The organism is Acinetobacter sp. ACZLY 512 (assembly GCF_023614015.1).
In the GTDB taxonomy this organism is placed as follows: Bacteria; Pseudomonadota; Gammaproteobacteria; order Pseudomonadales; family Moraxellaceae; genus Acinetobacter; species Acinetobacter soli.
In genome coordinates, this window is sequence record NZ_JAKIVI010000001.1 from 391,699 (window position 1) to 416,648 (window position 24,950).

Consider the following 24,950-nt stretch of genomic DNA (forward strand, 5'->3'; position numbering starts at 1 on the left):
AATAAAAAACCCCAGCAAATGCTGAGGTTTTCAGATCCAATCAAAGCGCTGATTAGAGCTTAGATACCAATTCTGGTACAACAGTGTTCAAGTCACCGACTAACCAGTAGTCAGCAACACTGTTGATTGGCGCTTCTTCATCCTTGTTGATTGCAACAATGACTTTAGAATCTTTCATACCCGCCAAATGCTGAATCGCACCTGACAGACCAACAGCAAGATAAAGATCTGGTGCTACGATTTTACCCGTTTGACCTACTTGGTAATCGTTTGGTACAAAACCGGCATCTACAGCCGCACGAGAAGCACCTTGCGCCGCGCCTAGTTTATCTGCCAATGGATCGAGTACCTTGTGATAGTTCTCACCTGAACCCACACCACGGCCACCTGACACCACGATACGTGCTGCAGTCAACTCTGGACGATCCAGTTTCACAATTTCTTCGTTTACAAAAGTTGAAACGCCTGCATTGGCTGCCTCACCGACTGCTTCGATTGCAGCAGAGCCACCTTCGCTTGCCACTGCATCAAATGCAGTACCACGAACGGTCGCCACGATAATTGATTCTTCAGATTGAACTGTTGCAATCGCATTACCAGCGTAGATTGGACGCTTAAACGTATTTTCAGATTCAACTGCAATAATGTCGGAGATCATGCTGACATCAAGTAAAGCCGCTGCGCGTGGCAGAATGTTTTTACCTGAAGTCGTTGATGCTGCCAAAACATGCTTATAACCTGATTTCGCTACATCAGCCACAAGCTGTGCAACGTTTTCAGCCAATTGGTGTTCGTACACGGCATTGTCTGCAAGAAGAACTTTGCTGACACCCGCAATTTTTGCTGCCGCGTCTGCAACAGCCTGAGCACCAGCGCCTGCAACCAATACAGCAATATCACCACCGATTTTTTGTGCTGCAGCCACAACATTCAAAGTTGCACCGTTAAGTGTCTTATTGTCGTGCTCAGCGATAACTAAAATACTCATGATTTTATCCTTCCGTATTAGATCACTTTCGCTTCATTTTTTAACTTTTCAACAAGCTCATCTACCGATTTCACTTGAACACCTGCTTTACGCTCTGCTGGTGCTTCAACTTTAACGGTTTTGAGTTTAGTGGTCGCTGTTACGCCATAATCTGCTGGAGATTTGGTTTCAAGCGGTTTTTTACGTGCTTTCATAATGTTTGGAAGCGCCGCATAACGTGGCTCATTCAAACGAAGGTCGGCAGTCACAATCGCAGGTAGCGTCAGTTCAACGGTTTGCAAACCACCGTCGATCTCGCGTGTAACTTGAACTTTACCCGCGTCTACTTTCACTTCTGATGCAAAGGTACCCTGACCTGCATTCAAAAGTGCACCGAGCATCTGACCCACTTGGTTTGAATCATCATCAATGGCTTGTTTGCCCAATAAGATCAGTTCTGGCTTTTCAGCGTCTACCACACCTTTAAGAATTTTAGCCACTTCAAGTGCGCCAATATCATCAGATGTTTCAACCAAGATACCACGGTCTGCACCCAAAGCCATTGAAGAACGGATTTGTTCTTGCGCTTCTTTCGGGCCAATTGAAACCACAATAATTTCAGATACAGTTCCCTTTTCTTTTAAACGAACCGCTTCTTCCACTGCGATTTCACAGAATGGGTTAATTGACATTTTTACGTTGGTTAGGTCAACCCCAGTATTGTCCGGCTTAACGCGAACTTTAACGTTGGCATCAACCACACGTTTTACAGCAACAAGAGCCTTCATGTAATCCTCGGCTGTTTCAGCAAGTAAATGTTCAGAAGCATTATAGTAACGCTTCAATATAAATTTTTTAGGTGCTTTATCTTGCTATGTGTTTGGCATTTCGGTCAAGTCACAATTACAGCCGCCAAGATAAATCTGCAATAAAACTGTGGAATCCACAGTTCATTTTTTCTAATCTAAATGTTTTGTTATTGAATTTACAGTATTTTTAATTATTTTTTACTTATTGATTTATATTATGTTTTTATTTGATTTGTTTCATCAGCGTGCCTGATAGTTTGGTTAATTTATGTAAAAAAGCTCACTTCTTCATCATTTTGAAATTGATTGACTGCCTAGATCAAAGATGTCATTCGAGTAAGCGAGTGTTAAAGCGACTCGGAAGTCATATTTTGGATTGTCATTTTTCTTCAAGTTATCGCGATTTATCTGGCTTCTGCGCACGAGGATGCGCCTGGTCATACACCTGCGCCAAATGATCAAAATCGACATGCGTATAAATTTGAGTGGTACTTAAGTTAGAATGGCCCAGCATTTCTTGAACCGAGCGCAAGTCCCGACTGGCCGAGAGCATATGACTGGCAAAGCAATGCCGAAGTAAATGGGGATGTAAATCGACATTGACGCCTGCACGAATGGCCTGAAACTTCACCCGATTTTCGATTTGTCGCGGTGAAAGCACGCCCCCTTTTTGCGACACAAAAAGTGGATCATGCGGCTCGAAGTGCCCCTTCCAAAGCTGATATACCTTCAGCCATGCCATGATACTGTCCTTTGCCTTTTGACCAAACGGGACGACGCGTGTTTTATTGCCTTTACCGGTCACACGTAATAATTGACGTTGAAAATCGAGATCACGGAGCTCAAGTCCTTGCAACTCGGCCAGACGCAAGCCGCTTGAATAGAGCAATTCAAGCATGGCTTTATCTCTAAGCCATAGCTGCTGATCAACCGCATCACTTGGTGCCGGTTGATCTAAAATCTGCAGCACAGTTTCGATATCGACCAAGCCCGGCAACGGTCGCGATTTGCGTTTGAGTTTAAAATCATCGACAGGATTATGGCTTAAATGGTTCGACTGCTGCGCCCATTTCATAAACTGGCGAATCGAGGTGAGATGACGCTGTAAACTCGCTGAACTTAAATGATCATGTTCAACACGATGTGCAAGATATTCTCTTAAATCCGCCGCTTCGATATTGCCAAGACTGAGTTTTTTCTCTGTGCAAAACGCTAAGAAATGAGTTAAATCACGATGGTAAGCACGCAGTGTATGCTCAGAATGGTTCTGAAGTTGTTTTTCCTTGAGCCACATGCCCAGTAACTGCTTTTCAAACGCCAAACGTGTCTTCCTTAATTTTAATCAATTTAACTTTGGTGATGACTGAAACTGCCGAATATAAAACCGCTTAAAAACGACCACTAACAACTCATCGATCAACGCAACTTAGTATACAATTCATTGATCACTGTGAGAGAAACTTTGTTGCCATGACGACTCTGCTGGTTTCTTATTTAGTTGCCATTAGCATACTTACAATTACGCCGGGGTTGGATACGACATTGATTATTCGTACCGCAACACTAGAAGGAAAATCCAGCGCCTTTCATGCTGCGCTTGGGATTAGTACAGGCTGTATCATGTGGGGGCTCGTAGTTGCCTGTGGATTAGGCGCTTTATTCATGGCTTCGGCAATGGCTTTTAGTGTATTGAAATGGGTTGGTGCGGCTTATTTAGCTTGGCTTGGGCTAAATATGCTCTTCAAACCTCGCCATCATCTGGGGCAAGTGACTTCAAACATTCCCCCTAGTTTTGCACTACATAAGAATGCATTTTTTAAAGGTTTTCTGGGCAACTTACTTAATCCCAAAATTGGGGTTTTCTATCTTTCTTTTTTGCCTCAGTTTATTCCCGCAGAAGCCGCTGCATTTTCATGGATTATGGGGCTGGTGATGTTGCATGTTTTGATCGGTACCATCTGGTCAATGCTGTTGATTTGGGCAATGCAACCTATTTCTCGCTTTTTAAAACAACCCAAATTTGTGCGCGGTTTAGATCGTGTTACGGGCAGTATCTTCCTGATATTTGCCCTCAAACTCGTTTTGAGTAAACGCTAATCCAACTGCTTGATAAATTGTAAAATCGGCGGAGCAATCTTACTCGCTTGCTGCTCGGCCAGAGCATGATCACCTTCTGGTACCACAAGTAGGTTCGCAGCGGGCAGCAAGTGCTGTAAATGTACCCCGACGGATACCGGACTGATACGATCTTGATCTCCCCAGATCAGAAGTACGGGTTGCTGAATGTCATGTAAACGATGCTCATGATTGACTCGTGTATGAACAAACCAGTCTGGATAATTTAAATAATGTTCCTGATAAGCACTTCGCCAGTCTTCAACATCAAAACCACTCAAATCCAGACCACCCGAAGTGGCAATCAACACCAATCCTTTGACCATTTCCGCTTTTTCGAGTGCGGCCTGAACCGCGAAAATTCCTCCCATCGATTGAGCAATAATAATAGACGGCGTATCAATTTGCGCCAGCACATACTCAGTTAGCGTATCAAAATCAGTGATCGTGTCTTGAGCCGGTTCACAGCCAAATCCCGGATAAGCAATTATTATGCTTGTATCGTTTGATCCTAAATAGTGAATTAAAGGCTGCCAAAATTGTGTACTGCCCGATGCACCGGGTAAAAAAATTAATTGTGTGGTCATTTTTTCAGTTATTCAATCGATTAAATTTAAAATATGCCATATTTCAGCATAAAAAAAGCACGCCCAGTCTAAGCGTGCTTTCTTGGTATTTTATAGATCAGGTTTGAAAGTAACGTAAATCAAGGCGTCCTTCATAGACTGTGGCTGTTGGCCCCGTCATCCAGACCACATCACCCTCTTGCCACTCGATTTGAAGTTTTCCACCCGCCAGCTCGACTTCTACCGAATTTGCCAGTAAACCACGACGCATACCACTTACGGCTGCCGCACATGCACCCGTACCGCAAGCGAGCGTTTCGCCCACACCGCGCTCAAACACACGCAAACGCACATGCTTTTCATCCAAAATCTGCATAAAACCCGCATTGACACGCTGTGGAAATTGCACATGCGCTTCGACTTGTGGCCCCATGCCTGCAACATCAGCTGTCAAGATATCCGGCACAATGGTCACCGCATGCGGATTTCCCATATTGACGACATCAATTTTTAAGCTTTGCTCATTGGCTAATGGAAGCGTATACAAGGCATCCAGTTCTTCGGTCAGAAATGGAATATCCTGTGGATGAAACTTAGGATAACCCATATTGACGCGTACCCAGCCATTAGGGCCAAGTTCTGGTTCAACAATTCCCGCTTTGGTTTGCACTCTGATTTTGGTTTTTTTGGTGAGTTGTCGCTCATGTACAAAGCGGGCAAAACAACGCACACCATTTCCGCACTGCTCCACTTCCGAACCATCTGCATTGAAAATGCGATATTTAAAATCGGTTTGCGGATCATCCGGTGGCTCGACAATCAATAATTGATCAAAGCCAATACCAAAATGACGATCTGCCATACGCTGGATGGTGGTGGTGTCTAAGTAAGCACGTTGGCTAATTAAATCGAGCACAACAAAGTCATTGCCCAGACCATGCATTTTGGTAAATTCAAGTAACATGTCTTAACCCTCTGGCAGCAAACGTTCTTTTTCCCACAACGACTCGATGGTTTCACGCTCACGAATCAAATGTGCGGCATTACCTGCCACCATTACTTCTGCGGCACGGCCACGGGTGTTGTAGTTTGAACTCATCACAAAGCCATAAGCGCCTGCACCCATCACCGCCAGCACGTCATTTTCTTTAAGTGCAAGGCTTCGGTCTTTACCCAGAAAATCACCTGTTTCGCAAATTGCCCCAACGATATCCCAAGTTTTTTCTTCAGCATCCGATGATGCTGAAACAGACTGAATATCCATCCATGCTTCATACAATGACGGACGAATCAAGTCATTCATGGCTGCATCAATAATGGCAAAGTTACGGTGATTGGTTGGCTTGAGCAAATCAACTTTGGTCAATAACACACCCGCATTGGCACTAATGCTACGACCTGGTTCCATATATACTTTAAGCCCAAGTTTTTGTAGCGCAGGCTTGAGTGCAGCAGCGTACTCTGCAGCGGTTGGCGGTGTCTCGTCTTTGTAACAGACTCCCAAACCACCACCGATATCGATGTGCTTGATCTCAATTCCCAGCGATTTAAGCTGCTCGATCATCACAATCACGCGATCTAAAGCATCTACAAACGGTTTGGTTTCGGTCAACTGTGAACCAATATGACAATCGATTCCAACTACATCTAAATGAGACAACGAGGCTGCATATTGATACGTTTCAAATACGGTATCACTTGGAATACCAAATTTGTTTTCTTTTAAACCGGTTGAAATATAAGGATGTGTCTTGGCATCGACATCGGGATTAACGCGCAATGAAATGGGTGCACGTAAGTTGAGGCCCGCTGCAACCTTTTGAATACGGTCGAGCTCGGCATAAGACTCGACATTAAAACACGCAATGCCGACCTCAAGTGCTTTTTGAATATCGGCCTCAGATTTACCCAAACCAGAAAATACGATTTTGCTTGGATCACCGCCCGCAGCCAATACACGTGCGAGTTCGCCACCGGTTACAATATCAAAACCTGAACCCAGTTTTGCCAAAACATTCAATACCGCCAAATTAGAGTTTGATTTCACCGCAAAACAGATTTGATGATCAATAAAATCAAAGGCACGATCCAGATCTTGATAATGTTTTTCAAAGGCTGTCTTTGAATAAACATAAAGTGGCGTACCAAATTGTTGCGCGAGCTGCTGAAGTGAACATTGCTCGGCATGCAATATCCCATTAATGCGGGAGAAACTCATGAATGCATCCTTATTTTTAAAGCTTAAGGTGAAGAAGGAACTGGCTGAGAAGACGCTGAATGATCAGGAGTCGAAGTTTTGTCTTTCGAGGTTTTGTCAGACTGAGGCTGTGAATACAGCAAATATTTTGCACGTTTGTCGTAATTTGGATCGGATGGCAAATGTAATGCACCCGTTTGACCACAGCCCAGCATAGCCAGACTCATGGTGAGTAAACTTGTGTAGCAAATGAAACGGCGCATCTGATCACCTACTCAAAAAATTTGAATAATTATACCGTGATCCAGCACAGGACCAAAGTACAAAAGCACCAAGCTTAAAAGGAAGCGAAAAAAAACGCCAGTCATTGACTGGCGTTTTTTTAATTATTTCTTGGATTTCAATCGAGGCTTGTAAAAACCAAAGTAACCAATCACCAAAATAACCAGCCAGATTGGGCTGACCATCAAGGCTTTCATGGTGTCTGGCTCTAATGACAGCACATAAATCATTCCAATAAAGAAAATGATCACCACCCAGCAGGTAAACAAACCGCCAGGTAATTTGAAAATAGATTTGGCGTGTAACTCTGGACGGGTTTTGTAATAGACCATGTAGCTCCAGATAATCATCAGCCACACACAAATAAACAAAATGGTCGATAGCGTAGTCGCCAGTGTAAAAGCTTCAACGGTATTGGGTACAAAATATTGCAGCGCTGCACCGAGCAACAAACACACCGTTGAAAAATACAATGCATTTGCAGGAACACGACCTTTATTGAGCGTACCAAAAGGTTGAGGTGCCTGACGTTCTTTAGACAAACCAAATAGCATGCGACTGGTAGAGAATACACCGCTGTTCATCGATGACATCACCGAAGACAAGACCACCAAGTTCATGATAATTGCCGCTGCTGCAATGCCTGCCTGACTAAACAGATTTACAAACGGGCTGATGTTTGGATCAATCTTATTCCATGGTGTCACCGACATCACAATCAGGAGTGCCAGTACATAGAAAATAATGATTCGAATCGGGATGGAATTGACTGCCTTAGGCAAATTACGTTCCGGATTTTTGGTTTCAGCCGCAGTGGTGCCCACGAGCTCTACCCCAACAAAGGCAAAGATCGCAATCTGGAAGCCTGCCAAGAAACCGTGCATACCCGTTGGGAAGAAGCCACCATTGGCCCACAAATGTGTAAATGATGCCACTTCACCACTGGTCGAGGTAAAGCCCGTGAAGATCATCCAGAATCCGACCAAAATCAGGACCACAATCGCGGTAATTTTGATCATGGCAAACCAGAACTCAAGCTCACCAAACAGTTTTACGGTCATGAGGTTCAACCCCATGATGAAAATAATCGCCGCAATACTGATCATGGCGCCTTCGGTTGGTGTAAAAGGAAGACCATTATTAAAAAACTGCAAATAATAAATAATCGCAGATAAGTCGGCGATACCGATGGTAATCCAGCACAACCAGTAGGTCCAACCTACAAAATATCCGGCCCAAGGGCCAATCAAATCAGTGGTAAAGTCGATAAAAGACTTATATTGAAGATTGGAAAGCAACAATTCGCCTAGCGCACGCATGACGAAAAAGACCATCACTCCAATGATCAGATAAATAAATAAGATCGATGGGCCGGCAAGACTAATGGTTTTACCAGAGCCCATAAATAAACCTGTTCCAATTGCACCGCCAATTGCAATCAGTTGCAAATGTCGATTGGATAAGCTTCTCGAAAGCTCACCTTCTCCAGAAGGTTGATCGTGCATTTCATTTGACATTGTTTTTTTTCAACTCTCAAATTTTGTATTTAAAAATTAGCTCAAAATGTTCAAAATAAAAAAGATTATTTCGGCATTTATTCAATATTCTTGGAAGTAAACATGCGTAAGTGTAGTGTTTGAACACAATTTCTCCATGTGATATTGAAAGGCTCTTATCGTTCCCTGAGTTAGCAGTTTACGTGCCAAATTTAAATTAGGCGATGTTAAGCTAAAAATTTGTATTTCAGGCACGCTATTGCTACATTTCGTCATCAACGCCATCTAAATATGCACCAAATATGAGCAAAGTCAAAACCGTTTATCGCTGTGAGCAATGTGGAGCCGATCACCCTAAATGGGCTGGACAATGTTCTGAGTGTGGAGAATGGAACAGTTTGACTGAAGTTCGGCTTGAAACTAATACTAATCATCGCGCCAAACCCAAACTCGGTGGGTATGCAGGAGAAATCTCTACTGTTACCACGCTCAATAAAATTTCGGTTTCGAATGTACCGCGTGTTGCTACCGGTATTAGTGAATTTGATCGGGTACTTGGTGGCGGTTTGGTTACGGGTTCGGTGGTTTTAATTGGCGGTGACCCAGGGATCGGAAAATCCACAATTTTGCTGCAAACGGCAACACACATGGCCAGCAAAAGCAGTACTGCACTTTATGTGACTGGCGAAGAATCGCTGTCGCAAGTGGCACTGCGGGCACAACGCTTAGATCTACCTACCGATCAGCTCAAAGTCATGGCAGAAACCTGTGTCGAGAGAATTTGTGAGATTTTGGCACAAGAGCGCCCAGTGGTGGCCATTTTAGATTCGATTCAAACCTTATATACCGAAACACTGCAATCGGCACCGGGCGGGGTTTCACAAATTCGCGAGTCGGCTGCTCTTCTCACTCGCTTTGCCAAAAACAGCGGAACCGCATTATTTATTGTGGGTCATGTCACTAAAGAAGGCGCACTGGCAGGCCCACGTGTGCTTGAGCATATGGTCGATTGTGTGCTGTATTTTGAAGGCCAATCCGATTCACGTTATCGCATGATTCGTGCGGTAAAAAATCGATTTGGCGCGGTAAATGAGCTTGGCGTTTTTGGGATGACCGATAAGGGCTTACGAGAAGTGGCCAATCCCTCTGCCATTTTTTTAAGCCGTTATAATGAAGCGATTCCCGGGTCGATTGTGATGATTAGTCGCGAAGGCACGCGCCCCCTCTTGGTGGAAGTTCAGGCACTGGTCGATGATGCACAAGGTCAGCCGCGGCGTGTGGCACTCGGCCTCGAGCAGAACCGCTTAAACATGCTGCTCGCAGTGATGCATCGGCATGGCGGTGTGCAAACCTCTGGGCAAGATGTGTATGTGAATGTGGTCGGCGGATTAAAAATTACCGAAACAGGCTCGGATCTGGCTGTGTTGCTGGCCTGTGCATCTAGCTTAAGAGCCAAGGCGTTACCACAACAACTGGCCGTTTTTGGTGAGGTCGGGTTATCAGGTGAAATCCGCCCGGTTCCAAATGGTCAGGAACGTTTAAAGGAAGCCGTCAAACATGGATTTACTCATGTCATTTTGCCTAAAGGTAATGCTCCGCAAAAGGCAATTGAGGGCGTACAGGTAATTGCGGTATCACGTTTGCACGAGGCCTTGCAAACTGCGATGGAGCTATCCGAATAAGATAAAATTGGAGCATCTTTTGACGCAAATATGTTTCGACATAAAAAACATCTTTTTTGTGTTGAAATTCGCCTCAAAAGCCTGCATATATGTAGTCTTAGATTCTTTTTATTTTGTTTTTATTTTTTTATACAGGAATTTTAAATGAAAGTAAGACAGCGTGGCCTGATTACAGGCATCATGATGGCTGCTTTAGTTGTTGCTCCTCTTGCAGAAGCAAAGCGTGCGGGCGGTGGTAAAAGCCACGGCATGTCTCGCTCTGCGGCACCGACTCAATCTTACCAACAGCCTCGTCAGGTTACGCCAGCGCCTCAAACTGCGCCAGCGGGAACACCTCAACGTTCTGGCCCAGGTGTGGGGACAGTGGTTGCTGCAGGTGTAGCGGGTGCTGCGGTGGGTGCGCTTGCCGCCAATGCAATGGCTGATGACAAACATACAACATCGCCAGAACAGCAAGCGACTCAGGCTCAGCAACAGCAGCAAGAAGAGAAAAAAGGCGGCCTACCAGGCTGGATCTGGATTGTGCTGATCGCTGCAATTGCTTTCTTTATTTTCCGTCGTTTCGGTGCTAAAAAAAAATTAGCAGGTAATAATAATCCTTACGCACCAAACAACAGCGGTTCTTCACCGTTTAACAACAGCTCTACGCCTGCTGCTCCACGCGCTGCAGCTGGCGGTGACAACACCAATATTTTTGGTCAGTCTGTTGGTGGTTCAGCTGCACCAAGTGCAGCGCCGTTTGGTGGTGCTTATACACAAAGCGGTAGTCAGTTACCGGATGGTACTGAACCAGCAGCGTTCTTGCGTATTGCACGTCAACGTTTTAACCATATTCAGTCTGTCAATTCTGCAAATAATGTTGAAGAAATTCGTCGTTACTTGACGCCTGAATTGTATGCATCGATGTACAACGACATTTTGGCCAATCAGGACCAAGACGTTGCTGAGTTTAGCAACCTAAATGCAATGGTCGTCGATTCTGCGACCGAAAACGGTCAATATGTGGTGAGTGTACGCTTCACAGGTACTGTGAGTGAAGATCTTAACAGTCTTCCACAACCGTTTACCGAGATCTGGCATTTTGTTAAGCCTGCGGGTTCAACAGAAGACTGGAAAGTCGCGGGTATTCAGCAAGAACAATAATATATAAATAAAAAAAGCCGCATAACGCGGCTTTTTTTTACGCTCTAGATGCAGGGAAAGCAATCACCTGTTCTATGTTGAGCTTCTGAGTGGCCACCATTAACAAACGGTCAATACCCAAAGCAATGCCTGAGCATTCTGGCATATGTGCTAAGGCTGCCAGTAAGTTCTCATCGAGTGGCATCACCTGTAAGCCTAATTTGTCTCGCTCTTGGTTATCTGCTTCAAAACGTGCGCGGAGCACCGATGCATCAAGCAATTCATCGTAGGCGTTAGCCAGTTCCAAACCCTCGATATACACTTCAAAGCGTGCGGCAACTTCTTCGCCGTCTTCATCTAGACGTACTTTGGCCAAAGAAGCCATTTCAGGTGGAAAATCGATGAGGAAAATTGGTGTATCGAAGCCCAAACTTGGCTCGACAAAATGTGAAAATAATAAATCCATGTAGGCTAAACGATCATCGCCTAAATCTAGCGTCAATCCTACACGTTGTGCAGTCTGTTTTAATTGTGCCAGCGTTGCCTGTAAAGGATTAATATCTAAACGATCTTGAAATGCATGTTTGTAGCTCAAAACCAGTGGGCGAATTTCATCAAAACGATGCGCTAAACACACGTTTAATAGCGCCGCCGTTTCATGCATCAACTCGCGTAAATCTAGACCGGGGCGATACCACTCCAGCATAGTAAACTCACTGTTGTGTTTGCGACCATGCTCGTCGTCTCGAAAAACCTTACAGATTTGATAAATCGGGCCACTACCCGCAGCCAGCAGGCGTTTCATGGCAAACTCAGGTGAGGTTTGTAAATACTGTTGCTGCATACGACCTTCGATATGGCGTTGCACCTGCACAGATGCCAAATGAACATCAGTAACTCCTGCCTGAGATACGATCGGCGTTTCAACTTCCATGACATTACGCTGGGCAAAAAACTCTCGAATAGTACGGTAGAGCTGTGCGCGTGCTTTAAGTGCCTCAATTGAACAAGTAGGCAAAGCCGTCTGACTTTCAAAGCGTTGACTCATGCCACAGGGCCTCCGTGTGCAGCCCATTCACGGCGTAGTGGATATTCTTTTCGAAGTCGGTCAAAGGCTTGCTGGTCTACCCGCCCCGCCTTTAGACACGCCCTTAAATTTTGATCATCACGCTGGATATCGTAGATCTGATGAAGATGGGCTTTTAATGCATCAGTCAGCGTGTTTTCTGTGAAATAGGCATCGCCTTGAGGCAGTTGGGTTTCAAATCGCTTGGTCGCTTCAAAGCCAAATACCTTGCAAAACGCCTCATAAACCATTTGTGTACCACGGGCTTTGCCTTCTAGACTATAGCCTGCAATATGAGGCGTGACCAATGTCACCAAATCAAGCAGCTCTTCTGAGATTTCAGGCTCATGCTCAAACACATCGAGTACAACTTTGCGCTGTGTACGTTTAAGATCAGCAATTAATGCTGCTTCTTCAACAACCGGCCCCCGCGCACTATTGATCAATATGCTATCTGGTGGCATGTGAGCAAATACATCATGATTAAACAGATGCTGTGTCGGATATGCTCCAGACGTGGTTAAAGGTACATGAATAGAGATAGCGTGACTATGCTGAATCAACTGCTCAAAACTGACGTTTTGAATGCCGTCGAGTTGCACAAAGGGATCATATCCCATCACTGTCCAGCCAATTTTCTGCGCCATCGATGCCAGTCGGCGCCCTACGTTTCCTAAGCCCACGATTCCTAAATGGAAGCTTTTACCTTGATCGAGTACAGTGTTATCAAGCTGATAGAGCGCAGTAATAACATATTCAGCCACTGCTTGCGCATTACAGCCGGGTGCATTGCGCCATGTAACATTCTGACGATCAAGCGCTACGGTATCCAGATGATCTGTCCCAATGGTGGCGCTGCCAACAAACTGTAACTGACTGTCTTGAATAAGCGCGGCGTTGACTTTAGTGACGGAGCGAACAATCAATGCCTGTGCATCATGCACATCTTCGGCAGTGAGCAAGCGCCCTGCCCGATGCTGAATTTCTCCAAATGATGAAAAAAAATAATCTGTAAACGCAAGATTTTCATCTGCGACAATCTTCATAATATCGTCCCGTCATGTCAACGCTGCTATGATACCGCGTCACGTGTACGGTGACCACGTGAAAAAAGTCTGGTCTGCTCTTAAGAAGAATATTGAGTCGGCATCATCTTAGCTGGTGCGATTAAATTCCGATACATACGCTTTTTTGGTGGTTTTATTCCATAGGCAGAGTTCCTGACCAGTTTTATTTTTCATATGCGCCTGAGGAAAAGTTCCCTGCATCAGCACGGCCGAATATCCCGCACGATCATCAAACAGCATGATATTACTCACCAGTTTAACCTTTTTAAGCTGACTGGCCTTAACACAGGCTGTTTTCATGGCTTGATCGTGCTGTTTCCATGCTTCATTTGAACTGGCAAATGAAATACTACTCAATGCAAGTAGTATCATGCTTCCAAGTGCATATGCACCAGATCTGAATGAACGAATGTGAATCATTGGGGTTGCTCCTGCACGTTATATTCCACGCTGTATTCTCTATAGTGATCCAAGACGTGCATGCTGACCAGTCTCAACAACATACTGTAACCAGTCGCTGCAAACAGACAACATCGTCGTCTATTTCATTTACCTCATCTTCATCTTGAAAAACGAACAGACCGATTAAGCCACCAATAAATTGCATAAAGTGGATAAAGATCCGGAAAATCTGGATAGAGTGCGGCAGTAAATCGCGGTTCAATCAACAAAACGCATTGATTGGATAGAGGATGAGCCCATGACTGCACGTAACCTCGCCGAATGGCAAAATTTTGTACAAGGTTGTATCGATTTTCGCCCAAATGATGGTGTCTATCGGATTGCTCGCGATATGTTTACCGAGCCGGAACTGTTTGAGTTAGAAATGGAACTCATTTTTGAAAAGGTCTGGATTTATGCCTGCCACGAAAGTGAAATTCCAAACAACAACGATTTCCTGACCGTTCAAATTGGACGCCAACCGATGATTATTAGCCGTGATGGCAAAGGCGAACTCCATGCCATGGTCAATGCTTGCGAGCATCGCGGTGCAACGCTTACACGCGTTGCCAAAGGTAATCAGTCGGTATTTACCTGCCCGTTCCATGCATGGTGTTACAAGTCGGACGGTCGTCTGGTTAAGGTGAAGGCACCGGGTGAATACTGCGATGACTTCGACAAGTCCAGTCGTGGTCTAAAGCAAGGACGTATCGCCAGTTATCGTGGATTTGTCTTTGTCAGTTTAGATACTCAAGCCACCGATTCTTTAGAAGACTTTTTAGGCGATGCCAAAATTTTTCTCGATTTGATGGTCGATCAATCGCCTACAGGCGAACTTGAAGTATTGCAAGGTAAATCGGCTTATACCTTTGCTGGCAACTGGAAACTTCAAAATGAAAATGGCCTCGATGGCTATCATGTCAGTACCGTACATTACAACTATGTTTCGACCGTACAGCATCGTCAGCAAGTGAATGCTGCCAAAGGTGGAGAGCTCGATACACTCGACTACAGCAAACTCGGTGCAGGCGATGCAGAAACCGATGATGGCTGGTTTAGTTTCAAACACGGACACAGCGTATTGTTCAGTGATATGCCAAATCCTACTGTGCGTCCCGGCTACGACACCGTTATGCCTTATATGGTCGAAAAGTTTGGTGCCAAACATGCCGAATGGGCGATGCACCGTTTGCGTAACCTCAACTTGTATCCAAGCCTGTTTTTTATGGATCAAATCAGTTCACAACTTCGAATTGTTCGTCCGGTCGCGTGGAATAAAACCGAAGTGATTAGTCAGTGTATCGGAGTGAAAGGCGAATCTGCTGAAGCACGCCGTAATCGTATTCGCCAGTTTGAAGATTTCTTTAATGTATCGGGCTTAGGTACACCCGATGATCTGGTTGAATTCCGTGAACAGCAAAAAGGTTTTCAGGGACGTATCGAACGCTGGAGTGATATCTCGCGTGGCTATCATAAGTGGACCTATGGCCCAACACAAAATGCTCTAGACCTAGGCATCGAGCCTGTGATCACAGGCCGTGAATTTACGCACGAAGGACTCTATGTCAATCAACATGGTCACTGGCAGCGCTTGTTACTTGACGGACTGAACAATAAAGCACTCAAGATGCATGACCTAACCTATGACAATCAGTCTGTAACGGATGAGGTGTAATCATGTCTTTAGAACTTCACCATGCAGTTTCCCAGTTCCTCTACAAAAAAGCGGAACTCTGCGACAACTATGATTGGGATGCTTACCTTGAACTCTACGATGAAGACAGTGAATATCATATTCCGCAGTGGATTGATGACCACACATATGTAGAAGATCCAAATCAGGGACTCTCTTATATTTACTACGCAGACCGCTCTGGTCTTGAAGACCGGGTATTTCGTATCCGTACAGGCAAGGCAGCTTCTGCTACCCCGTTGCCTCGTACCCAGCATAATATTCACAATGTGCAGGTGCAAACACGTGACGATGGCCTTGTCGAGGCGAAAGTAAGCTGGCGTACCCTGTATAACCGTCAAGGACTGGAAGGCTGTTTCTACGGCAGAGCAACTTACGTGCTTCGTCCAACCGAAGACAGTTTTCGCATTCGCCGTCAGCACAGCATTTTACTTAACGACAAAATAGATTCCGTACTGGATTTCTATCACGTTTAGGGAGGCCGATATGAGTCATTCTGTTGCACTCAACTTTGCCGACGGCAAAACCTTTTTTATTTCTGTTCAACCCGACGAATTGCTGCTTGATGCTGCTGTTCGTCAGGGAATTAATTTGCCGCTAGATTGTCGTGAAGGTGTATGTGGAACCTGTCAGGGAAAATGCGAAACAGGGATTTATGAACAAGAATATGTCGATGAAGACGCATTAAGTGAACGTGATCTGGCAGAGCGAAAAATGCTTGCCTGCCAGACACGCGTTAAATCTAATGCAGCGTTTTATTTTGATCATCACTCAAGCATTTGTAATGCAGGTGAAACCTTAAAAATTGCCACCACAGTTACTGGCGTTGAACTGGTTTCGGAAACGACGGCGATTTTACATCTCGATGCAAGTGAACATACCAAGCAACTCGATTTCTTGCCTGGTCAATATGCACGGCTTCACATTCCTCAAACCGAGGATTGGCGCTCTTACTCATTTGCCAACCGACCAAACGCACAGAATCAGCTACAGTTTCTGATTCGGCTTTTACCAGATGGCGTGATGAGTAACTATTTGCGTGAGCGCTGTCAGGTTGGTCAAACTATAATGATGGAAGCGCCTCTGGGAAGTTTTTATTTGCGCGAGGTTGAGCGTCCACTGGTGTTTATTGCAGGTGGAACGGGCCTATCCGCATTTTTAGGTATGCTCGATAATATTGCCGATCAACCCAATCCGCCTCCTGTTCACCTCTATTACGGCGTCAATACCGAAGCTGACTTGTGCGAGCAGCAGCGTCTGATGGCCTACGGTGAGCGTATTAAGGACTTCAGTTATCACCCGATTGTGACCAAAGCATCTGAAAGCTGGACTGGTAAATCAGGTTTCATTCATGAACACTTGAATAAAGAACAGCTAGATGAGAGAAGTTTTGACATGTATCTGTGTGGCCCTCCTCCAATGATTGAAGCAGTTAAGTCTTGGCTTGATACGCATGCGATTGATCAGTGCCATGTTTATAGCGAAAAATTTCTGCAAAGCAATACGGCACGTAGCTAAGCTGAGGCTGCTTATTTCAATCAGCTCAATCTTTTATTTATGCTAAAAGAACGACAAAGAATCTGCATGTTCAACCATGCAGATTCTTTATTTTTTATATAGGTGCTACCTGTCGCAATTCACGTAAATACATTGATACGACCAAATGAATTTGCTATAAAAGAATACAGATCTTAAGGATTAAGATCGAATAAAGCGTTTAGAAAAAGTAAACCCTTACAGGCCGTTTTCACTCAGTTTTTCAACAAAATTCTTACATGACTGACCTATTGTATGTTCAGCTTCATCACATACAGATTGCTACGATCATGTAGATAAAATTCCTGATCTGGTCTACTTTTTGCTTGATTCTTTATTCAGATAAGCCACTTAAATATTTTAAGTCGTGTTGATTTCGTCGAGCTGCTGTTTTGTCGTCATGCTGCTCAATTCAATACGTTAGCCCAAAAGGAATATGTTATGAGTCAGGCCAATTCCCATATAGAACTGAATGGACGTCACTTGCAACAGTGCTCGATTTTTTCATCGCAAAACTTGATTTTTCAGCATCAGGATATTGGGGAAACCTGCAAAAGTGTCGGTCAGATTTTTAAACCGCACTTACTCAAAATTGTGCAACAAAAGAGCGAATTTCAGTCGTCGATGCACCATCTTAAAACTGGCCGTTTATCAATCAGCCGTCTTGAATACGGCACCGATGTTTATATTGAACCCGATCATCTTGAAAAATTCTATCTTATCCAAATTCCTACTCAAGGATATGCTGAAATTGAAGTAGACCAGCAAAAGTTTATTTCCTATCCACAAGTTGCTTCAGTCATATCACCAGATCAAGCCTTGAAAATGCGTTGGCATGCGCATTCTCCTCAGCTTATTTTAAAAATTGACAAAGATGATTTAATACAACATTGCAGACAGCATTTGCCTGAAAGCACACGTCATACGCCTATTTTTGAAACCAAACTGGATTTCTCAACGCATAGTGGCGGATATTTTTTACAACTGATGACCACCTTAATGGAAGCACTGGCATGTGAAAATCATCCACTGCATCATCCTATGGTGTTTAAACAATTTGAATCCAATCTGCTCAATGCCCTTTTATACGGTCAATCAAATACCTTGCTTGAGCATTTGAATCAGGCCAAAGAGAAGGTCGTTTCTCCGTATTTTATTAAGCGAACCGAGGCTTATATGCGAGAAAACCTGCATATGGCACTGAGTATCGAACAGCTTGCCGAGCATGCTGGTGTAAGTGTGCGTACCTTATTTGCAGGCTTTAAAAGCTTTTTAAATACAACGCCTATGGCCTACCTAAAAGAATTACGTTTTGAGCAGGCACATCTTGAGCTGATGCAAAACGAACAAGCGTCAGTCACCGATGTGGCTTTTAAATGGGGCTTTAGCCATTTAGGACGTTTTTCTCAAGAATATAAACGTCGTTATGGAGAGTTACCATCTTCAACACGACGCGGTAGCCTTGAACATCCAGAAATGTATTTACGTAACTTTTCTTAAACTGTGTTCAGCCATAGTATTTGAATACTACAGTTTCAACCTATCTAACCGAAATTAAATAGGTCACAAGTACTTCGCTTAATGGCTTTAAAAATGATGGATGTAACGGAACGAAACGCGTGTGCCTTCTGGACGGTTTTTCGCGTCTTGTTCGAAATAAGCATTGGCAACCAAATGATCATTTTTGGAAAAACTGTACATTGCCCCCGGGCCTATAGCCCAAACTTGTTCACGTCTACCTTTGACTTTCTCGCCATCGACTTCTGTGTCGGTCACTTGCTTCAACCAGTATCCATTGATTCCCAGACGTAGCTGCGGCGTTACCGCATAGTCGGTTGCAAAGTTGGCGTGTATGGCTTGCCCTGCTTGTATGTCATCTGCTGCACCAAACGCATAGCCTGGCTCATTATTTTTAAAATTATATAGGTAATGAATACGCGTCGATGCTGTCCATTTCGGATTTAGCCAGTAGGTGGCTGCCCAATACGGATCAAGCGATACCGCATTATTACCCGGATTAATATCTTTATTTCGATCATATTCACCCGTTGGCAAATTCACCTGAAACTCGATACGCTGTACAAATTTTGGCCCCGCAGCTCCCATCACTGGATCGAACTGTATAAACGGGCCAATCATTAAATCGCCAAATCCACCTTGGGCTTTAATGGCCGCATTATTTAAGCCATCATCCATGTCCATTTTACTGACAAATGGCAGTAAAAAATTTAAACCCAACCCGGCATGCTGTCCTACACGTATATTCGACATATAACTGACTTGCTCAATAATCGCCTGATAACTTAAGTCGGTTTTAGGTAAGCCAAGTGTATTGCCATTATTGTCGACGAGTTTGGAAGCATCATAGTTTTGTAGGTAAGTTTGAGAATACCAGCCCGGGCCTGCGGGTAATCCACCATCCATAAAGCTGGTTAAACCCAAGTTGACAGTCGGTAAGTCGTAGGCATAAGTCGAAACCGACGCTAGAACCACTGTCCCTGCTAGAAATCCCTTTTTAATCACATTGTTTTTCATTTTAAATCCCCAAAAAAAATCACGATCTGGATGATCGTGATTTGTTGTTTAAACACTAAGTTCAGGATGTGCTGCTGCAATCCGGTATTGTCCCGCATGAAAAACCAAAGGTTCACCCATGCGTTGCTGGTAATGCTCAATCTGACCAATAAAAATCAGATGATCGCCACCTTCGTATTGATTGACATTTTTGCAGACCAATGTTGCCAAAACATCATCAAGAAGCGGTACGCCATACTCGCATTCACGATGTGCAATCCCGACAAATTTATCTTCTGCACCGCGGGCAAAATGTCCAGACAATACATGGTGTTCTTGGGCCAGCATGTGAATGGCAAAATACGCTGCCTGTGTGAAATCTGGCAGGCTCGGCGCAGTTTTTGACAAACTCCATAAGATCAGAGGCGGATCAAGCGACAATGACGAAAACGAGTTTGCGGTCATTCCAATTTTTCGACCATCTTGTCCACGTGTGGTGATAACGGTCACGCCTGTGGCAAACTGTCCCAGCAAATTACGTATTTCTCTTGGGTTTTCAGGGTCAATTGCTTTTAAGCCTTGTTGCATGGATGTATTCATATCGTTCACCAATTCCCTTTGTATTACGCCACTTTCTGACACTGTTTCGACTGAATAAAACGTTGCGCTGCACTTTGATCGAACCACCACGGTGCAAACTGGCGCGGATCGTCAAAATTATTGGCAATGGTCGAAGCAATCGCTTGGTTTTGGCTCGCTGCCGCCAATACGTCAATCATTTGCGGCTCAGGCGGTACCAGTAAGCTATTGGTCCATGCCACCACGGTTTCGGCGTAGTTCCAGTAGCTTTCGAAAGTTTGTTGCATCCACTCCGAACTAAATTCTTGAGAATCACGGGCCAAAATCGCATCGAAGTAAATCTTGCTACATTTGGCGGCGTTATTCGATCCTTGACCCGTGATTGGATCATTGACCACCAGTGCATCGGCCATACCAAATACTTTTCGTCCAGATGGCAAGGTTAGAATCGGTTTACGTACCGAAGGTGCAAAACGTCCAGACAAGTATCCTCCTGCATCGGTCAGTTCAATCTCGCTACAGCGCTCGGCTTCCCAAGGTAAATAAGTGTTTAAGATGTCCTTACTCATTTGAAGATGTTGTTCAGGCGTTTTGGCATCTTGCCAGCAATCCATTGGCGCTTCAGGAATACCTTCAAACACCATGATTTCACATGGTCCATTCACAGTGAGCGCTGGAAAGCAAAAGTATTCTCCAACACCCGGAATCACGTTAAATGTTACACGTGAATAAGGTGAGATCGGTTTCATTCCCTTGACATAAGTGAGTGCCAAGGCACGCTGTGGCTTATCGAAGGTGCTACGCTGAGCGTCACGTTCAAACTGCTTGACCACTTCGCCCTTACCCGCTGCCAAAAGCACCAGCTCATACTCGGCCGTCAGTTGCTCAAGCTCATCAATTCCAACATCCTGAATGATGAGTTTGCCACCACGGCGCTCAAATTCTTCTATCCAGTACGGCATCTTGACACGCTGATCTACAGACTGAGCATAGCGCTCCAAACGTGCACTCCAGCTAAATGCAGCATCGCCAGTTTCAGGGTTAACCAGTGTAAAGCCAATCCCTTCTACTGCGGGGCACTGTTCTTCCCAAAAGTTCAGGCCAACATCACGTTCTGTTTGTAAGGCCGTATGAAACATACACTGACTGGACATGACCTTCCCCTGACGAATCTCATCTGCTGTCCGGTTGGTCACAATTGTGACGGTATATCCAGTTTCTAGTAAACTTAATCCGAGTTGCAAGCCAGATTGACCCGCACCAACAATTGCTACATTACGCATTATGGTTCTCCCATTTTCTATGTCTTTCGTAAATTAACGCGTGTGCGATTACGCTTCATCGGCTAAACGTGGAATAGCCGGTTGATTCCCTTCAGGTCCCATAACCGAATATCCGCCATCGACGGCATAATCGGCACCAGTGACAAAACGCGCCGCTGGAGAGAGTAAAAAAACAACAACATTTGCAACTTCTTCAGGTTCGCCCAAGCGACCCAAAACATGATAATCGGCAGCCACTGCATCGGCTTTTTTGCGGTCATTGCCACTGACTTCGGCAATGACTCTTGACCATGTCCAGCCCGGTGAAACCGAATTGACCCGAATGCCATCGGCAGCAAAATCCATGGCCATGGACTGGGTCAGTTGGCGCATTGCCGCTTTGCTGACTGGATACAGCCAGCGACCCGTTTGCGCAATCTTGGCCGAAATCGAGCTAAAATTTACAATCGCTCCGCGGTTGTGTTGCAGATCGGGATATAGCGTGCGAGTCAACTCGACCGCCGACACCAAGTTGATATCCAGTGCATGCAACCAATCACCACGAGTCGACTTAAAGCCATCGTCTAGGTAGGTACAGGCCAGATTAACCAAAAAGTCGACACGTCCTAACTGACGATGAATCTGTTGAAGCGCACGTTGCAGCCCTGTATCACTGGTAATGTCGGTCTGAATAAAAACAGCCTGACCGTGCATGCTGTTGGCGATCTCTTGACCATTGGCATCGATATCGAGAATTGCAACTTTGGCACCAGCATCAACCAGTGCCTGCACCACGGCACGACCAATCAAGGTGGCTCCACCACTCACCACGGCAATTTTGTCTGTCATTTCAATTTTCATAGCATTCTCCTGTGCTGCTTAAACTGGCTTATGCTCGCTTGAGGCCCATGACGGCATCAGCGTATTGGACGGCAGTTCTTCGTCGAGCAGCTTCTGGGCCGTTTCAACGCCCGCAACAGGTAGACCCGTCGGATCAAGCAATCCGATCTGTACCAGTACAGATGCTTGATCCCAATAAATATGTTCATGACATAGCTTTGGACCACGGAACTGGATCACACCCAGCATTGGAATCTCGACATATTTTCCGGTTGGCGCAACACCAGGCAGTAACCAGTCAATTTCACTGTCGTGGGTAAAACTCATGATGAATTCATCGACCACCTGCGTCGATCCCACCGTGCGTGAGATTGAGGTGATTTTCATATCTTTTGGATTTTGGTGAACAAAATGATGTTGATAAAAGCGTGCAAGTTGGCGCTGACCTACACCACCAGTAAGTGTCGGAATATGATTGACATAAGGTTCTTTGACCATTGTCGCCATGGTGGCAGGCACATCCCGAGTATCAAACTCATGCCGAATATGCTCTTCCCATAAAGCCACCAGATCGTAAACCGGTCCAATGGTCTGATGCAGTGCAGTCACGCTACGTTCATGCGCAAAGCGTGCCGATGGTTTGTGATAATGCTCACTATTTGGGCGCGCAAAGGCATGATCCACGCCTTCATACACATAGGCTTGTGCACGTGGATGCTGAGCCGTGGCATCTAAGATAGCTTGACGTGCTTCAGGTGGAGTAAATTTATCAAGCTCGGCAATATGAAGCACCAATCGACCTGTTAAGTTATTCAGCTCGTCTAAGGCGTGATCAATGCCGACACCGTAATAGCCCACAGCACATGCCACTTCAGGTAATCGGCAAGCGGCTAAGTACGCGAGCTTTCCACCCAGGCAATAGCCAACGACCCCGAGCCCTGCTGTGGCATCACAACTCTCAAGTGTTGAAAGCGTTGCCAAGCTATCGCGGATGTCATCAATTCCCAAGTTTTCATCATAGGCTTGGTATAACTCAAAGGCTTTTGCAAAATCTTGTTCGGTATATGCCAGTTCAATTCGTGGTGCTGTACGCCAGAATAAATCTGGTACCAAAACGGTATATCCTTCTTCTGCCAAAAAGTCAGCTTTGGCACGCATGGCTGCATTCAAGCCGAAAATTTCTTGGCAAAGTACAATGCCCGGACCTTTACCACCCTCTGCAACGGCCAAGTAGGCCGCAAATGATTGTCCTTTTGCTGTTTTTACTTCAATGTATTGACCTGACATCGGATTCACTCCAGACCCTGTGATTGGAGTTATCATGTCGCTGAATACGGGTTGTCGTCTGTCCAAAAATTGCGAGTACTATCCATCCAGTGCGAGAGAATGCATTGGTCAATGAAAACCGAACAGATCATTAGAAATCGTTATAAAGATACGAATTACGCTGTTGAATTAACTAATATAAAAAATAAGACCATGACTTTATTTTCAATAAAAAACCCAGAAAATCTGGGCTTGTAAAATCAATTAAATGAATCTGTTTTAAAGTTTACTTCGCGTCTCGCTCGGGCTTTCACCGAATTCATCACGATATTCTTGTGAAAAGCGTCCCAAATGATTGAATCCCCAATCATACGCCAGTTTTGAAATCGAGACTTTTTTATGCGCAGAAGCCGTCAGAATTTTTCGGACCTGTTGCAGGCGATATTTGCGCAAATACACCAGCGGACTCATACCATAATAATGTTGAAATTCTTCATAGAGTTTCGATTTTGATACGCCTGCTAAATGGTGTAATTCATCAGTAGAAATCGCTTCATGCGCATGTTCAACCAGATAGTGACGAACACGTCGAATATAATCGGGTTCTTGTAAATAGGATTGCTGCCGCAACCGCTCGCTATAATTGTTTTCCTGTGACAGTAACAACGATTTAATCAAAAAGTTTTCATAATCTTCAGACCAAAGTTGCAGACCATAACCCGCATACTGCGACTTAAGCTGTAAAAATGTTTCAATATTTTTCCACCACGCTGCAATATATGGGTTGTTTCCAAGATGCATATCGGGATTAAACAATACTGGCTTATCGATTGGCTGTTTGACCAGTTCGGACAGCACGGAATTCAGGCTTTGTTCTGGAATCACCACCTGAAATTTTTTACAATTTTTATCGATCATCAAATCTTGCAGTTCTGCATTAGACACAATTAAGCCGCTATCTCGATTTGAAAAATAGGTTTCACCGCGCACATTTAACGTTTGCTTGCCTTCAAAAGGTAAACTGATGCTATAAGCACGCAGTTGTGAGGTATTGATTGCAACATTGGCCCCATAGCTAATTTTACCAAGCGCCATTTTACGGTACGGCAAACGCATCCCTTCATAATGAAAATTCAGCGTATCTTTACACGTGGTGTCGAGACGATGTTCGCCACAAATGGTCGACATCAAATGATGGGCAAATTCCGCCTTGTGTGAAGAATGATTAAGATCCATCTCTTGGCTGAGTGACAGCATATCCTTTTCACCTAGCTAACCTTTATTGTTTTACAGCAATTTATGTGCCATGGTTTTAGATGGCATACAGTTCCAGATTATCCATCATCTGGTTGCTTGCCCTAAACTGGGCAAGTTCAATTTGAGTATACTCCAAATCTGTGTACAAAAAACCCAAAAAATCGATATTTGGAACTTCACTCAAAACAGTGAA

The 24,950-nt window shown here is 44.7% G+C and carries 24 protein-coding genes; 7 read left to right on the forward strand and 17 right to left on the reverse strand.

All coding sequences use genetic code 11. From position 1 onward, the window contains the following. Positions 1-52: 52 nt before the first annotated feature. The 3 genes from L2096_RS01820 to L2096_RS01830 form a co-directional block, all read right to left on the reverse strand. A complete protein-coding gene (locus L2096_RS01820) occupies positions 53-988 on the reverse strand; it encodes an FAD-binding protein (protein WP_004939462.1) in 936 nt (311 codons plus the stop codon). A 17-nt stretch (positions 989-1,005) separates the two neighbouring features. Next, positions 1,006-1,755 carry an electron transfer flavoprotein subunit beta/FixA family protein gene (locus L2096_RS01825; RefSeq protein WP_004939466.1) on the reverse strand — a complete coding sequence of 250 codons (750 nt, stop codon included), beginning with the start codon at positions 1,753-1,755 and terminating at the stop codon, positions 1,006-1,008. Positions 1,756-2,170: 415 nt separating this feature from the next. Then, on the reverse strand, positions 2,171-3,070 hold the full coding sequence (locus L2096_RS01830; protein ID WP_162893946.1) for a tyrosine recombinase XerC: 900 nt from the start codon (positions 3,068-3,070) through the stop codon (positions 2,171-2,173). Between the two features lie 176 nt (positions 3,071-3,246). Here L2096_RS01830 and L2096_RS01835 point away from each other — a divergent pair, with 176 nt between their 5' ends. Continuing rightward, positions 3,247-3,873, forward strand: coding sequence for a LysE family translocator (locus L2096_RS01835; protein WP_250364759.1), 627 nt, complete (start codon positions 3,247-3,249; stop codon positions 3,871-3,873). Here the strand turns inward: L2096_RS01835 and L2096_RS01840 are convergent. The 5 genes from L2096_RS01840 to L2096_RS01860 form a co-directional block, all read right to left on the reverse strand. Then, complete coding sequence (locus L2096_RS01840) at positions 3,870-4,478, reverse strand: alpha/beta fold hydrolase (protein ID WP_151764042.1); 609 nt, start codon at positions 4,476-4,478, stop codon at positions 3,870-3,872. The two genes, L2096_RS01835 and L2096_RS01840, sit on opposite strands and share 4 nt — an antisense overlap. A 97-nt stretch (positions 4,479-4,575) precedes the next feature. Then, entirely contained in the window at positions 4,576-5,421 is an 846-nt protein-coding gene (dapF, locus tag L2096_RS01845) for a diaminopimelate epimerase (RefSeq protein ID WP_004948754.1), read from the reverse strand. A gap of 3 nt (positions 5,422-5,424) precedes the next feature. After that, on the reverse strand, positions 5,425-6,675 hold the full coding sequence (gene lysA / locus L2096_RS01850) for a diaminopimelate decarboxylase (RefSeq protein ID WP_119689937.1): 1,251 nt from the start codon (positions 6,673-6,675) through the stop codon (positions 5,425-5,427). Positions 6,676-6,698: 23 nt separating this feature from the next. Beyond that, entirely contained in the window at positions 6,699-6,917 is a 219-nt protein-coding gene (gene lptM / locus L2096_RS01855) for an LPS translocon maturation chaperone LptM (protein ID WP_004948757.1), read from the reverse strand. A gap of 123 nt (positions 6,918-7,040) precedes the next feature. Next, a complete protein-coding gene (locus L2096_RS01860; protein ID WP_250364760.1) occupies positions 7,041-8,453 on the reverse strand; it encodes an amino acid permease in 1,413 nt (470 codons plus the stop codon). 281 nt (positions 8,454-8,734) lie between these two features. Here L2096_RS01860 and radA point away from each other — a divergent pair, with 281 nt between their 5' ends. Then, positions 8,735-10,114: a DNA repair protein RadA gene (gene radA / locus L2096_RS01865; protein ID WP_250364761.1), complete on the forward strand. Its 1,380-nt coding sequence runs from the start codon at positions 8,735-8,737 to the stop codon at positions 10,112-10,114. A 144-nt stretch (positions 10,115-10,258) separates the two neighbouring features. After that, positions 10,259-11,257, forward strand: coding sequence for a Tim44 domain-containing protein (locus tag L2096_RS01870; RefSeq protein WP_004939497.1), 999 nt, complete (start codon positions 10,259-10,261; stop codon positions 11,255-11,257). A 37-nt stretch (positions 11,258-11,294) separates the two neighbouring features. Here L2096_RS01870 and epmA read toward each other — a convergent pair whose 3' ends face one another. From epmA to L2096_RS01885, 3 genes are all read right to left on the reverse strand, one after another. Then, on the reverse strand, positions 11,295-12,284 hold the full coding sequence (gene epmA / locus L2096_RS01875) for an EF-P lysine aminoacylase EpmA (RefSeq protein WP_250364762.1): 990 nt from the start codon (positions 12,282-12,284) through the stop codon (positions 11,295-11,297). Continuing rightward, positions 12,281-13,348 carry a 4-phosphoerythronate dehydrogenase gene (locus L2096_RS01880; RefSeq protein ID WP_250364763.1) on the reverse strand — a complete coding sequence of 356 codons (1,068 nt, stop codon included), beginning with the start codon at positions 13,346-13,348 and terminating at the stop codon, positions 12,281-12,283. The genes epmA and L2096_RS01880 overlap by 4 nt, the downstream gene beginning before the upstream one ends. Positions 13,349-13,456: 108 nt before the next feature. Next, positions 13,457-13,741: a hypothetical protein gene (locus L2096_RS01885; RefSeq protein WP_502801281.1), complete on the reverse strand. Its 285-nt coding sequence runs from the start codon at positions 13,739-13,741 to the stop codon at positions 13,457-13,459. Between the two features lie 328 nt (positions 13,742-14,069). On the opposite strand from L2096_RS01885, the gene antA reads away from it, so the two are divergent. The 4 genes from antA (at position 14,070) to L2096_RS01905 (ending at position 18,539) form a co-directional block, all read left to right on the forward strand. Continuing rightward, the gene (antA, locus tag L2096_RS01890) at positions 14,070-15,485 is read left to right on the forward strand and encodes an anthranilate 1,2-dioxygenase large subunit (RefSeq protein WP_076032004.1); all 1,416 of its coding nucleotides are present in this window, start codon (positions 14,070-14,072) and stop codon (positions 15,483-15,485) included. A gap of 2 nt (positions 15,486-15,487) precedes the next feature. Further along, positions 15,488-15,979 carry an anthranilate 1,2-dioxygenase small subunit gene (antB, locus tag L2096_RS01895; RefSeq protein ID WP_250364765.1) on the forward strand — a complete coding sequence of 164 codons (492 nt, stop codon included), beginning with the start codon at positions 15,488-15,490 and terminating at the stop codon, positions 15,977-15,979. Between the two features lie 10 nt (positions 15,980-15,989). Beyond that, on the forward strand, positions 15,990-17,021 hold the full coding sequence (gene antC / locus L2096_RS01900; RefSeq protein WP_250364766.1) for an anthranilate 1,2-dioxygenase electron transfer component AntC: 1,032 nt from the start codon (positions 15,990-15,992) through the stop codon (positions 17,019-17,021). A 459-nt stretch (positions 17,022-17,480) separates the two neighbouring features. Beyond that, positions 17,481-18,539, forward strand: a complete 1,059-nt coding sequence (locus tag L2096_RS01905; RefSeq protein ID WP_250364767.1) for an AraC family transcriptional regulator — start codon at positions 17,481-17,483, stop codon at positions 18,537-18,539. Between the two features lie 87 nt (positions 18,540-18,626). Here the strand turns inward: L2096_RS01905 and L2096_RS01910 are convergent, their stop codons facing one another. The 6 genes from L2096_RS01910 to L2096_RS01935 form a co-directional block, all read right to left on the reverse strand. Continuing rightward, positions 18,627-19,574 (reverse strand): SphA family protein, encoded by a 948-nt coding sequence (locus L2096_RS01910; RefSeq protein ID WP_250364768.1) that lies wholly within the window; start codon positions 19,572-19,574, stop codon positions 18,627-18,629. 48 nt (positions 19,575-19,622) lie between these two features. Beyond that, positions 19,623-20,153, reverse strand: coding sequence for a flavin reductase family protein (locus L2096_RS01915; protein ID WP_004948786.1), 531 nt, complete (start codon positions 20,151-20,153; stop codon positions 19,623-19,625). A gap of 23 nt (positions 20,154-20,176) precedes the next feature. Beyond that, complete coding sequence (locus L2096_RS01920) at positions 20,177-21,415, reverse strand: styrene monooxygenase/indole monooxygenase family protein (protein ID WP_250364769.1); 1,239 nt, start codon at positions 21,413-21,415, stop codon at positions 20,177-20,179. Between the two features lie 48 nt (positions 21,416-21,463). Next, positions 21,464-22,255 (reverse strand): SDR family oxidoreductase, encoded by a 792-nt coding sequence (locus tag L2096_RS01925; protein WP_004939520.1) that lies wholly within the window; start codon positions 22,253-22,255, stop codon positions 21,464-21,466. An 18-nt stretch (positions 22,256-22,273) separates the two neighbouring features. After that, the gene (locus L2096_RS01930) at positions 22,274-23,521 is read right to left on the reverse strand and encodes a dienelactone hydrolase family protein (protein WP_250364770.1); all 1,248 of its coding nucleotides are present in this window, start codon (positions 23,519-23,521) and stop codon (positions 22,274-22,276) included. Between the two features lie 258 nt (positions 23,522-23,779). Further along, complete coding sequence (locus L2096_RS01935; protein WP_076031998.1) at positions 23,780-24,757, reverse strand: AraC family transcriptional regulator; 978 nt, start codon at positions 24,755-24,757, stop codon at positions 23,780-23,782. Positions 24,758-24,950 lie beyond the last annotated feature (193 nt).